Annotated in this window: 15 protein-coding genes; 11 read left to right on the forward strand and 4 right to left on the reverse strand. The window is 47.8% G+C overall.

All coding sequences use genetic code 11. The annotated features are described in order from the left end of the window. Positions 1–3: 3 nt before the first annotated feature. The 4 genes from BF9343_RS06870 to BF9343_RS06885 all read left to right on the forward strand — a co-directional run bounded on the left by BF9343_RS06870 (position 4) and on the right by BF9343_RS06885 (position 2,709). Positions 4–777: a hypothetical protein gene (locus BF9343_RS06870; RefSeq protein WP_032556712.1), complete on the forward strand. Its 774-nt coding sequence runs from the start codon at positions 4–6 to the stop codon at positions 775–777. A 19-nt stretch (positions 778–796) separates the two neighbouring features. After that, the gene (locus BF9343_RS06875; RefSeq protein ID WP_010992510.1) at positions 797–1,438 is read left to right on the forward strand and encodes a membrane protein; all 642 of its coding nucleotides are present in this window, start codon (positions 797–799) and stop codon (positions 1,436–1,438) included. Continuing rightward, positions 1,435–2,415: a conjugative transposon protein TraM gene (gene traM, locus BF9343_RS06880; RefSeq protein WP_010992511.1), complete on the forward strand. Its 981-nt coding sequence runs from the start codon at positions 1,435–1,437 to the stop codon at positions 2,413–2,415. Before BF9343_RS06875 ends, traM begins: the two co-directional genes overlap by 4 nt. Positions 2,416–2,511: 96 nt before the next feature. Next, positions 2,512–2,709, forward strand: a complete 198-nt coding sequence (locus BF9343_RS06885; protein ID WP_005800331.1) for a hypothetical protein — start codon at positions 2,512–2,514, stop codon at positions 2,707–2,709. 162 nt (positions 2,710–2,871) lie between these two features. On the opposite strand, the gene BF9343_RS06890 is transcribed toward BF9343_RS06885, so the two are convergent. Then, positions 2,872–3,321 carry a hypothetical protein gene (locus tag BF9343_RS06890; RefSeq protein WP_005800328.1) on the reverse strand — a complete coding sequence of 150 codons (450 nt, stop codon included), beginning with the start codon at positions 3,319–3,321 and terminating at the stop codon, positions 2,872–2,874. A gap of 101 nt (positions 3,322–3,422) precedes the next feature. Here BF9343_RS06890 and traN point away from each other — a divergent pair, with 101 nt between their 5' ends. The 5 genes from traN to BF9343_RS06915 are packed head-to-tail and all read left to right on the forward strand — an operon-like array spanning position 3,423 to position 7,353. Further along, on the forward strand, positions 3,423–4,577 hold the full coding sequence (gene traN / locus BF9343_RS06895) for a conjugative transposon protein TraN (protein WP_005800326.1): 1,155 nt from the start codon (positions 3,423–3,425) through the stop codon (positions 4,575–4,577). Then, positions 4,574–5,125: a M23 family metallopeptidase gene (locus BF9343_RS24170; RefSeq protein WP_005800324.1), complete on the forward strand. Its 552-nt coding sequence runs from the start codon at positions 4,574–4,576 to the stop codon at positions 5,123–5,125. The genes traN and BF9343_RS24170 overlap by 4 nt, the downstream gene beginning before the upstream one ends. Continuing rightward, entirely contained in the window at positions 5,109–5,450 is a 342-nt protein-coding gene (locus tag BF9343_RS06905) for a hypothetical protein (protein WP_010992514.1), read from the forward strand. Before BF9343_RS24170 ends, BF9343_RS06905 begins: the two co-directional genes overlap by 17 nt. Beyond that, positions 5,447–5,755, forward strand: coding sequence for an HTH domain-containing protein (locus BF9343_RS06910; RefSeq protein ID WP_005800321.1), 309 nt, complete (start codon positions 5,447–5,449; stop codon positions 5,753–5,755). The genes BF9343_RS06905 and BF9343_RS06910 overlap by 4 nt, the downstream gene beginning before the upstream one ends. Positions 5,756–5,769: 14 nt before the next feature. After that, positions 5,770–7,353, forward strand: coding sequence for an InlB B-repeat-containing protein (locus tag BF9343_RS06915; protein ID WP_005800320.1), 1,584 nt, complete (start codon positions 5,770–5,772; stop codon positions 7,351–7,353). A gap of 235 nt (positions 7,354–7,588) precedes the next feature. Here the strand turns inward: BF9343_RS06915 and BF9343_RS06920 are convergent, their stop codons facing one another. From BF9343_RS06920 to BF9343_RS06930, 3 genes are all read right to left on the reverse strand, one after another. Next, positions 7,589–9,433, reverse strand: a complete 1,845-nt coding sequence (locus BF9343_RS06920; protein WP_005800318.1) for a fimbrillin family protein — start codon at positions 9,431–9,433, stop codon at positions 7,589–7,591. Positions 9,434–9,502: 69 nt separating this feature from the next. Then, complete coding sequence (locus BF9343_RS06925; RefSeq protein ID WP_009292216.1) at positions 9,503–9,781, reverse strand: hypothetical protein; 279 nt, start codon at positions 9,779–9,781, stop codon at positions 9,503–9,505. A gap of 15 nt (positions 9,782–9,796) precedes the next feature. Then, on the reverse strand, positions 9,797–10,594 hold the full coding sequence (locus BF9343_RS06930; RefSeq protein WP_010992516.1) for a ParA family protein: 798 nt from the start codon (positions 10,592–10,594) through the stop codon (positions 9,797–9,799). Between the two features lie 497 nt (positions 10,595–11,091). Between BF9343_RS06930 and BF9343_RS06935 the strand changes: the two genes are divergently transcribed. Beyond that, positions 11,092–11,334 carry a hypothetical protein gene (locus BF9343_RS06935; RefSeq protein WP_005797288.1) on the forward strand — a complete coding sequence of 81 codons (243 nt, stop codon included), beginning with the start codon at positions 11,092–11,094 and terminating at the stop codon, positions 11,332–11,334. Continuing rightward, complete coding sequence (locus BF9343_RS06940) at positions 11,324–12,265, forward strand: DNA adenine methylase (protein WP_005797286.1); 942 nt, start codon at positions 11,324–11,326, stop codon at positions 12,263–12,265. Before BF9343_RS06935 ends, BF9343_RS06940 begins: the two co-directional genes overlap by 11 nt. Positions 12,266–12,366: the final 101 nt, after the last annotated feature.

Genomic DNA, 12,366 nt, shown 5'->3' on the forward strand with positions numbered 1-12,366 from the left:
GGAATGGAAGAAGCATACGGAAATCTGAACGCCGCGTACCTGCAGATAAAGGGTATGGTAGTCATAGAAGGGTTCTACGCGCTTGTCGCCGGGTTTGTCATAACGACTTTCGTCTTCAAGCTCGTGGGAATTATCAAGGAGATGATCAATGAGGGAAAAGGCTTCAACGCCAAGCACTTCTACGAGCTGGGACGGGAGTACATCTTCTGCATAGGCCTGATCTGCATCATGCCCGTGCTGCTGGGAACGCTCGAGACGGTGCTGGCCTATGGCGCCGACGAGCTGATGAAGTCACTCGCCAACGGTGGGGTATATAACCCGCACAATATCTGGAAAGATCCGATCAGTGCCATGCTGGACGAGCTGATGAACGGGGACATCACCGACATAGCCGTCAACGGGCTCGATACCCTGAAATGGTCCCTTATCTCGGGAACGATAGGCAGTCTCTTCGGAGTGGCCTACGATTACATCATGCTGCTGTTCCTCTGTACCCGTTACCTGATACTGCTCCTGCTCGAGATCATTTCTCCCATAGCGATAGCCTGCCTGTACAATAAGGACACACGCAGTTCCTTCTACACATGGGTCAAGCAGATGCTGGGATGCTACATGCTCTATCCGGGGTTTATCCTTGCCAGCGTTTTCTCGGACCTGATCGTCACGAACTATGTCCTGCAAAGGTCCTGGTCGGTGCTGCTGATGGTCATTTTTTCTTTCCTGCTCAAGCTTACGATGCTCGGCACGGTAAAGGCCACAGTAAACAAATGGTTATAAATTATATAATGAAACTTTCATGAAAGCAACCAAAAGCATACTCAATATACAAAGCATACTCAAGGATTTCTCCGGCCTGGCCGAAGCCAGGAAGAGCTATACGCTGCGCACCAGGCTGGTATTCATTTTCTGCGGGGTGACCATCGCGATGGTCCTGTTCTTCGCGCACAGCGTGGTGAACAATGCGATGAACAAGATCCTGGTGGTCAACGAAGGCGGGGAGTTCGTCCATTTCAAGTCCATGCAGCAGGACCTCTTGTATGAAAGCCTCCTGAAAGGTCACTGCCGCCGCACGGCCTATTTCCTGAACAGCTTCGACAGGCTCTCCCTTCAGGAGAACCGTGCCCGTGCCCTGTTCCTGGTCAATAAGCCGGACGCAAATACCGTATTTGCCAAATACCAGGCGGACCGTGCCTATGGCGATGCGCTGGAACTCGGGGTTGTCTACAAGACGGAGTTTGAAAAGATCATCGACATACGCGCCGACGGTGAGGAGTACCATGTCAGGTTCTCCTCCATCCTGAGCATTATTAATGGCGATGACATCAGGAAAGTACGGATTGTGAGTGAGGGTACCGCTATCCATGCCACTCCGCGCTTTCCGGAAAATACGTCCGGTTTCTTCTTCCGTACCTATGACCAACAATACGAGCTCTTATGACACGGGACGGGAAAAGCAGAATAGCCATACTGGCGGGCTTGGGGATTGTAGTTGTCCTGCTGGTGTGGGCATTCATCGCCAGCCTGCCGGCCTCTGGGAGCAAGGAGCCGGAAACGGGTGAGGTGATCCTCAGAACCCGGATCAAGGATAGCTTTACTCTGGATGACATGCTCCAGAAAGTCGGGAAAGAGAACACAAGCAAATCCGCTTCCCTTTCAGGTTTCGACCCGGTAACGGAGGAGCCTGCGGATACGGCCGGGAATGAAAGGGAGATCCGGCGCATACAGGAGCTGATCCGGGATAACGAGCGGGAGCTCGGAGCGGGAATTACGGTCCCGGTACAACAGCCGGTTGCTTCCAGGGGAAAGGAAAAACCTGCCTTGCAGGAAAAGAAGGAAGAGGAAGTACGGCCCGAGCAGCGCAAAGCCATGGATAGTGTGCCCCGGGCACCGGCCCGCAGGGGATTCAACACGGTCCGGCTCGTGAGGCAGGAAGAGAGGAATGCCATCAAGGCGTTCGTACACTCCACACAGACCGTTATGGTCGGTTCCACCCTTAAGATGCAGCTGGCCGAGAATTGCCTGACCGATGACGGGCAGCGCATCCGTAAAGGGACTCCCGTATTCGGGGAGGTGACGGGCATCGACGGGGAGCGCGTCCTGGTAAAGATCACCTCGGTAAACCTGGGTGGAAACATACTTCCCTTTCAAAAGCAGGTCTATTCCGAGGACGCAATACAAGGAATCTATGTACCGGGCAATGTGAAGGCGGAGACAGCACAGGAAGCCGGAGCGGCGGGAATAAGCGGCGCGAACACCAATATCTCCGGAGGATTCGATATGGGAAGCCAGCTCGTGGCAGGCGCGGCCAACAGCGTCATCAACGCCACCAAGTCGGCGGCAAGCAAGAATATCCGGAAGGTAAAGGTGACAATCAAGACCAACTACCGCATACTGCTCAGGCAACCGAAAGAGTGAGGAAGGAAAGAGCCTGTCGGGGCTGTCCGATGATGGCAGATGCTGCCCGGCTCCTGAAAGAGTTTGATCAAATAAAGAATTTAAAAACGATGTGATATGGAAACTATTTGGGAAAAAGTGGATTACCTGAGCCGGATATTATGCTGCATTATAATGGGAATTGCATATATACTTATAATGATAGCCCCTCTTTATGCTTCACGCCACGAACAGTCAGGGCAAAGAAGTGATGAAAAGGCATCTGTGGATGGAGAAGAAAAAGTCCCGGATAATGGTCCGGAACCTGAAAAGTAAACAACAACTAAAAACAAAAATTATACAATGGAAGAATTTATAAGTAGAATCATTGACTTCATGAAGAGTGAATATGGAGATTTCCTGATGATTGTAATGTGCCTTGTGTTTGTGGTGTTTATAGTAACAATATTTAACAATAAAACTCCAGAATGAAAAATATTAATGGGATATTTCTTTTTTAGGAATAGGCTTTGATTTCTTTGATTTCTTGGTTTTAACTACAACTGCAATGATTCCTCCAACGAAAAGACAAGAGTAGGTTGAAATCAGTAAAATCAGTAACATGATTAACATAGAATCAGAAGATTGGAGGACTTTCTTGATATAAAAGACAACGCTGATACATCCCAATACCAGTATCGGCAAATAAAACATTCCTGGATATTTAATCGCGGGTGCTGAAAATAGTATTCCCAAGCCTGTATATATGACTGAACACCCTGATACAAACAGTAACTGCTGATATATGGAGATATCCCTTAAAAAGGGAAGACTGACAAATAATAAAGGATATAACACTAAAGTGCTGCATAGAAAGCAAATAAAAACTTTGAAATGATCAGAACCAATCTCTAAAGATTTCAGCAGTTGGTTATAATTTATCGGCATAAGGTTGTCTTTATGATGAATACTTAACAGGGTACAAAAGTAATAAAACTTTGTAATAACTCTAACGGACAAAATAATTAAAAACAAAATCTTAAAAAAATATGAACTATAAACCAATTTACATCACCACCCTGCTTCTGCTGTTTTTCCTTTCAGGGAGAGCGCAGAAGATCGAGGAACTCACCGCAGTCCCCCTGCAGATCGGGTATGAAAAGACCTTGCACCTGATCTTCCCTACCGAAGTGAAGTATTACAGCATCGGAGGGGATTACGTCATCGGTGAGAAAGTGGTCAATTGCCCAGGGATCATACGCCTGAAAGCGGCGGAAGAGAACTTCCCGGGGGAAACAACCCTGTCGGTGGTAACGGCCGACACAAAGTTCTATTCGTACTCCATCAGCTACAACGCACATCCGGCCCAGAGTTATGTGCGTATAGGCGGAGAAGCCCCCACACCGCATACGCTGCCGGTAGGAAAAGAAAAGCAGCTGTTCCTGATCTTCCCTGCCGGTATCACCTACGTCGATTACGGAAGCACGAACGTGGAGGTGGACAAGGCCGAGGGGGTGGATAATATCCTGGCCGTAAAAGCCGTCCAGCCCTATAAGGAGGATACGAACATATCGGTCGTACTTGAAGGGGGAAAGTTCTACACTTTCGACCTGCGCTATGTGCCCGCTCCGGAGCGTTTCAGCTTCGTCATCGACAAGGAGGATACCCAGAGGGTGGCCATACTTGACGAGAAGGAACGCTCTTACGGGCAGAAGGAAAGGATCAGGGAGGCTGTCGCGAAACGTACCCCGCTGGATCTGGGACTCAGGGACAAGAATTCCGGCATGGAGTTCGAAGTCGGAAACATCTTCATCGACGGGGATGTCCTGCTGCTACGCATGACACTGACAAACCGTACACAGATCGGCTATACGACGGATTTCATGCGCTTCTATATCCAGGATGCCAAGATCCGCAAAAAAACGGCGGTGCAGCAGCTCGAGCAGAACATCCTGTTCACTTTCGATTATCCGGAAGAGATACCGGCGCATGAGAGCCGGACATTCACTGTGGCCATGAACAAGTTCACCATCCCGGATAAGAAACGGCTTATCATCGAGATCCAGGAGAGGAACGGCGGCCGGCACTTCCTGTACAAGCTGAAGAACAAGTCGCTGCTGACAGCGGAGGAGGTATTCAGAAGCAGAAAGCAACAGGAAACGGAGGATGAAGCCGACAAAATATTAAGGAGGATAGCCCGATGAAACTACTGCTGGCCCTATTGCTTTCCTGTCTCCCCTTCAATGGATCAAACGGCGGAAAGGAACTACTCGACAAGGCACTGGAAAGGTGCGAACGCCTGGAGACACTGGAAAGCTACCGGGATATACTCTCCCGGTACGGAGTGTCCGACAGGATTCCGCTCACCTGTCCCCTGAAAGACAGGTTCAGGAAGAGTAGCGGCTTCGGCATCCGGATTCATCCCATAACCGGCAAACGCAGTTTCCATTCGGGAATTGACATGGCCGTAGGGCTGGCAGCCCCGGTGTACGCCACCGCCTCGGGAACGGTTTCTTTCGCGGGAAGGAAGGGTGGATACGGAAGATGCGTCATTATACGCCATTCCTACGGCTTTGAGACGCTGTACGCTCACCTGGCCGCGTATTACACCACCGAAGGTCAAAAAGTCGACAGAGGGGCTGTAATCGCGTTTGCGGGAAGCACGGGAAAGAGTACGGGCTACCACCTGCATTATGAAATCAGAAAAAACGGTAAACCTATAAAACCATACTGGTATGGCTATGACGATTGAACAGGAAATAGAACAGCTGGTACTGAAGTGTATCGCATTGGACGGGCTGAAGGCCTGCCCGAAAGACCTTGCCTTCCTTGAGAAATACGGACTGAAGAACCTGTATTTCTTTTCCCTGGAATACGCGATGGAAGGGACGGATACGACGGTTCTCGACAGTAAGGCGAAAGGGTTGATCAGATGGTACCTCTATTCGACGGATTTTCCCCTGCTGCGGCAGAAGTATGAACGGGAAGGAAAAGCGGAGCTGATGAAATGCCTGTACCTGGAAGAGAGATATTTCCGCAAGTTCCTGGAATCAACCGGACAGGAGGATGAATTATGACCACCCTTTCAGTTATCAGCTATATAGAGAGGATCAACCGGGTGTACCGGCTGATCCGGATGGAAAGGACCGGAAGCCTGGACGAACTGGCCTCCTTGCTGCGGGTAAGCAGGCGGACAATCAACAATTATCTGGAGGAGCTCCGCCTGATGGGAGCCGAGATAAGGTTCAGCAGGAGGCGTAATACGTATTACTTTGGAAATAACTTCGTACTACATGCAACGGTTGAAGCCCGTATCGATGCCGATGTATTGGATAAGCCTCACGAAAAAGAGGACGATATATACAATTATAACAAACATTAAAAAAACGATTCATTATGAAGAAAGTAAGATTTTTACTGTTGGCCGCAATGGTGGCCATGTTTACAGGCTGCCAGAAAGAAGTGGCGGAACAGGAGTTGGATAACAACAAACCGACCCCGACCGGTGATACGCGTATCATCATCGAGGGAGAAGGGATGATAGGCCCGGTAACCAGATCCTCGGACGGGAAAGTGGAGTTTGAAGGAGGGTATGCAACCGGAGCGGGGCTGTATAATGGAGATGCTCAACCTAAAGTGGCAGCCCATCCTGATGCTGGCTATGAAGTTAATTATTTCTATGGCGGTCCGGAAAACGAACTCCACAGATATGATTATGCACAATCAGGATCATCTACTTTTGATGTAAAATTGAAGGGTGAAGATCATACTTTCCGCTGTGGATTCAAAGAAAAGAAACGTAATCTGACTGTGAATACCGGAACCGGAGGCTCGGTATCCCCAGCCGGCACAAACAGCTACCGGGTGGAAAAAGCGATCAGTATTACGGCCACCCCGGATAGCGGGTACGAATTTGCCGGTTGGACGATCACAGAGGGTGATGTAACGATTGAGAATCCTGGCAGCCCGGCTACCACCGCAACCTTGCATAATGATAACAGTACGATTACTGCAAACTTTAAATCCGGCGCAGAGTTGGTATTTACCGTACGTGCCAGTGCAAATAAAATTGTACCGATGCCGGTTCTGGGTTCCGGTCCTTATATTATCGATTATGGAGATGGTACAGTAGCCCAAGAGGTAGACCTTCGTGCTCCCGGATATACCCAATATCCAGGCAGTTACCATACATACTCAGCAGATGGGGAGTACACTGTTACAATCAAGGGACCGGCTGCTACTGCTTTTTCATTCAGAGGTACACGTAACAGTGATCTTCAGTATACAAATCCCTGTCCGGCAAAGTCTATTTTAAAGAACACGATTGATATAAGTTGTGTAACGTCACTGGAGAATGCTTTTAGCGGAATGAAATCATTGGAAAGCATAAAATGTGATTTGTTTGAAAGTTGTAAAGGAAGAGTGACAACCTGCGCTAATATTTTTGATCAATGTACAAATTTGCATACCATTTATAATGGATTGTTTGAAGGCTTTGATAAATGCACTGATTTCTCTTTAGCATTCCATTACACAGCCCTAAATTCTATTCCTGCCAATACATTCAGGGGATGTTCCTCTGCCGTAAAGTTTAATTCTACCTTCTCGGCTATACCTAATATTTTATCAATTCCGGCAGGATTGTTTGATGATTGCGTAAATGCGCAAGAGTTTGCTTCCACTTTTGAGCTGCTGAACATAAGTACGGTCCCCGAACGTTTATTCGCAAAATGCGTAAAGGCGACTTTTTTCAGGGGAACTTTCCGGCAGTCCCATGTTACTACTGTACCCGGTAATGTTTTTGAGAATTGCAGGGCGATTGAAAATGTATCCTCCTGCTTTGAGAACTGTTCCTGGATAACATCTTTGCCGGAAATGTGGAATACCTCCCTCTATCCCAAAATAAAGACTTATAATGCATTTGCGAAAAATTGCAATAAGGCCTCTAATTACAGTGCTGTACCGGCCGCCTGGAAGTAGTAAATAGCAAGACAGGAGGTTGCAACGACGATAGAAGGCATAAAAGGTAAGTTTTGACGCACTCTCTTTAAGTAAAAGAGTGCCATGCCATAAATCATCATAAATAATGAAGCCCCGGTGCATCACTGCAGCGGGGACTTCTCCACCTTAAATTCATTTTATGCCAAATGAATTACATTATATTTTGCTTACTTCAGTTGATTATCTGTTGTAAATATAGTCATAACTATTTTTGTTACCAACTTTTGGGGATAATAGATATAGAATTTGTCGTTTCATCCCAAATATATCCTTCACCGTAATTACGATTGAACAGATAGTCAGCATCACAACGAAGCAATATCCATTCGTTTGAGCCTTCGGCTTTCCAATACAAGTGTACAATAGGACCTGCATACTTCACCCATTCGCTTCCTGTAAAATACATCGGGGCTAACCGTTTTACCGGAAACTGGCAACTCATAATTCCCTTCCAAAAACGGGTTCCTACCGGAACATTAACCGATACACTGCCTATTTCATCTCTCCATTCATCGTCATTAATAGCACCTTCTTTTTTGTTGCTCGGTCGGTACGAGTTAGACTTCAGCTTGAATTCCCTCTCCCAGACCGCTTTTATTTCGCCCCTCAGGGCTTTTTCTCCCTTATTGGATAAAGTATATACCAGATTCCATGAAGTATCGTCAGGGACAGGATATGCAAGAATTGAGGTAAATCCCTGTCCCTCCACCTCCATCATGCGCAATGCCGGCAGGTCATCCGGTGCGGGTGCTTTGACTTCATAGAGCCACTCCTGATCCATACTGCCGTAATCATAACCCGCCGCCCTACACCACATGGTTTCTCCTTTCCTGCGGAACAACGGAACAAGCTGGTATGTTCCCGGCGCGGATGTGACGTAGCACTGGATGCGCTTGCCACCCCATCCACCATTCGTCTTGATGTCAATCGGCTGGAATTTTTCCACAATTTCATTCGTACCCTGTTTCATGAACACGAAACGCAGTTCACCTTCCGAAGTGCCGCACCAAGGGTAATAGAATGTCCCGAATACCTTGCCTTCATTCTGGTAGCAGTCATATCCGTACTCCGTATAATTGGGCCAGATGGTAAACTCGTAATCTTCCGGATTCGGATTGAGTACAATATCATCGGTCTTGCCATACTGTCCCCAATATTCGACGTCGATATCCACCTGCTCCTTGTTGACCGGCGCATTGTAGTTTCCTGTCATTTTCAGGGTGTAGGTGTATTTCATGCCGGCTTTCCATTCATGCTGTACCGGGAAGGCATATGTGTGCTTTTGCCCGTCAATGACAAAACTGACGGAGGCCTGTTCGTCATACGCTGCCCTTGGGATCATGATGGCATCGACAATGACGGGACTTTCGTCATTGAGCATATAGTTTCCTCCGACTTTTACCGAACCCCGGCCGTGATTATAATCTTTCGTAACCGCTCCGGTCAGGGCGTCGACTGTTCCTGATGTCAATACACCGGCGAATGTCATATCCGAGACAAGCCCGGTGCCCATATATTCGTTTTTCATCAGCCGCACACGTACCAGTGTCATGGCGTGTTGCATCATCAGGCTGGCCGTCGGTACATCTTTGGTCACTTTGGCCGTTCCGTACAGGATGTCATTCTGATCCGCCAGGTCGAAAGGCACGCTCTTGAAATCGGTCACTCCCTTATCGTATGGCAGGTAGGCCACCACATCGGCATCCGCTTCCACCGGTACATCTTGCCCGGCATTCCATACCTTCCCGTCAAAGAGATAGGAGGCATTCTTTGTACCTGCCGCTTCATCCGTCCGGTCTGTGCTGATAAACACTCCCATTTCATGCCCGGGAGCAAAAGCCTCTATGATTCCCCTGGTCTGCTGCATGTCCTGCAACGATGCCGTGATGGCTAACTGTATCTTTTCAGGCTCTTCCGGCTCTTCCGGTTCTTCACCCGGCTCGTCCTTATCCCCGGGATTCACCACCGGTGGCACGGATTCCGGTATCAGTTCATCCGGGCCGCATGAGAAAAGCGTGCAGGTTAGCGAGGCGAGCAATATATATCTAAATATTTTCATTATTTTACTTTTTACAAAACCCAGTGTTTTACTTTTATTTGAAATTACTTCTTTATGCGTTTTCAAATTTTACTTCTTAACGTATTCCCGCCAGAATCTCTCCAGCTTATCCCGGTCAAGCGTACCGTCTTCCCTGACGAAACATTCTATCATCGTTTCAAGCAGTGTCTTGACTCCCCTGCAGCGATGGTCCGAAGCGAACGTCCGTAACTCCCATTTCAGATCTTCCGTCAGCGCGACGGTCTGGTTCGTTTTGGGTGATGTTTTTCCTGTCATACCTTTTTCTTTTCCCGGGGTTTCTCCCACCATGTTTTCCAGGGATATTCCTTTCGATGTAAAGTCTTTCATAATCCTGCCTTTCTTCTATTTATTTATTTTTTTAATTCTGCCCAGGAACTCCTTGACCAGCTCCCTGTAGTCATCAGCCCCGTTTGACGAAGGCGCATAGTCAAATATGCTCTGTGCCTTGTATTGTGCCTCTCCCAGGGCAACATTGCTTCGTATTACCGTTTCAAAGACACCATCTCCCAAACTTCTTACCAGACTCTCCCTGATATCCACATCCAGCTTTCTCCTGGCATTGTACTTGGTCATAAAGTATCCGAGTACCCGGACATCGGCTCCCAGCTTCCTTTTGAGCAGGCCGATGATATAGTGTATCTTTTCAATTCCTTTCATGGCGAAGTAATTTCCGTCCGTAGGTATGATCACGTAATCGCTTGCCATCAGCGCGTTTTGCGTGATGATCCCCAATGATGGGGGACAGTCGATAAGTATGTGGTCATACTTCTCTTCCAGCCCCTTTACTATTTCCCTGAAAAGGAATTCCCTTCCGGGTGTGGTGTACATGATCACTTCCGTAGCCGCCAGATCCAGGGAGGCCGGCAGTATGTCCACCTTCTCCAGCCACTTTTGCGGCTTTAACTCCGGCGGAGTGTCCTGCATACAGTCCTGTAGCGCACTCTCGAGCAGAACCTCCCGGGGAAGGCTTGCCATTTCCTCCCCGAACGCTGCCATTGTCGTATTCGCCTGCGGATCCGCATCGATAATGCAGACCCTTTTCTTATACATCCGTGCGATCCCGGCTGCCAGGTTCAGCAGCGAGGTTGTCTTTGCGACACCTCCCTTATGGTTCACACATGCCGTTGTAATTGTTTTCATACGTTTGCACCTCCTTGATTATTACCCTGCAAATGTAACTGTTTTTGGGGAGCTGACCAAACTTTTTGTCATGTTTTACTTTAATAGTATTTATATTTAAATACATTTAATAGTATAATACTTTAATAGTAACAATGTATATGTGATGTATTATGCTATATTAGTAATATACTCTTTTAAGTAGAATACTTGGTTAAATAACGTATTTCTTTCATGGGAAAAGCTACATCGCAATAAAATTGCGACTTTCTGTCTTATCTTGCGGGCGCAAAAGACATCAGGTCATATACGGACAGGAGTTTCGGGGATTTCCAGATCAGGGAATTCACTGTGGGCAGTTCAAGAAAAAGCCCCCGGCCTGTTAAAAAGCAACGCCAATCACTCGTTAACATACAGATGCGCATCACCGCACGACCGGGGGTAAATACCCTTGTCGCGGGATGCGCTTTTATCTGTATATGAATGATTGGCTTTGCAAAGATAAAAAAATATTCGCTATGACACTATTTGAGATTTTAAATTTTAATAGAGAACTACTGGAACGTCTGACCCGCATGGGTTTCAAACCGGATGACTATAAATATATCGACCTGTACAAGGAGTATGAACAGATGCGCCGGCAGGGTGATAAGGTGACGTACTGCGTCGCCGTTCTCTCCATCCGGCACGGCGTCTGTGAACGGAAGATCTATGAAATCGTCGGAAGATTCAAAAAGGAGTGTACGTTCCATGCAGTATAAATGCCGTCCGTTTTTTGTTTTCATGGGAAAAACTGAAGAATTTTGCTGCCCGGAAATACAAACACATATATTACACGACAAAATGATTATGAAAAAGGAAAAGACTTACTCCCGTGCTCCGCTCCCTTTCGTGGGGCAGAAGCGCATGTTCGTATCGGAATTCAAAAAGATCCTGAAACATTTTGATGACAAAACGATATTTGTCGACCTGTTCGGCGGCTCCGGCCTGCTATCACACATTACCAAACGTGAAAGGCCGGATGCGGTGGTCATATACAATGACCATGACAACTACCGCGAGCGTTTGGAAAACATTGACCGGACCAATACCCTGCTGAGAGATCTCCGTAAAATAGTCGGGATATATCCCCGCCATCAGAAGATTACCGGAAAAATGCGCGAGGCTTTCCTTGAACGCATCAGGCTGGAGGAGACAACCGGTTTCGTGGACTATCTTACCCTCTCTACTTCCCTACTGTTTTCCGGAAAATACGCACAAAACATGGAGGAACTTGAAGGATTGTATTTTTATAACAAGATACGCCAGTCTGACTACCGGTGTGACGGCTATCTGGACGGGCTTGAGGTAGTCTGCTACGACTATAAGGAACTGGCAGACACATACGGGGTGTTTCCGGGAGTGGTATTCCTGGTTGATCCCCCCTATATGGGAACGGATATCAGTACATACAAGATGGACTGGAAGCTGGCGGATTACCTGGATGTCCTGCTGGTACTGAAAGGACACCCGTTTGTCTATTTCACTTCCGGGAAATCCCCCATACTGGATTTTTGCCGCTGGATGGAAGAGCATCCCGGGATCGGTAATCCTTTCAAGGGAGCCGGCCGGTCCACACTTACCGCACGGATGAATTACAACTCCTCCTATACCGATATCATGCTCTACAAAGACCTGCCAAGGGCGGCCTGAGAAAGCCCTATACTCCACCTTGAATTCTTCTCCAGCGGATACTCCGGATGTAGACGGGGACCGCTGTTTTTGGGCATGTCGCAAGAAGTACAGCCAAAGAG

The sequence above is a fragment of the Bacteroides fragilis NCTC 9343 genome (assembly GCF_000025985.1).
In the GTDB taxonomy this organism is placed as follows: Bacteria; Bacteroidota; Bacteroidia; order Bacteroidales; family Bacteroidaceae; genus Bacteroides; species Bacteroides fragilis.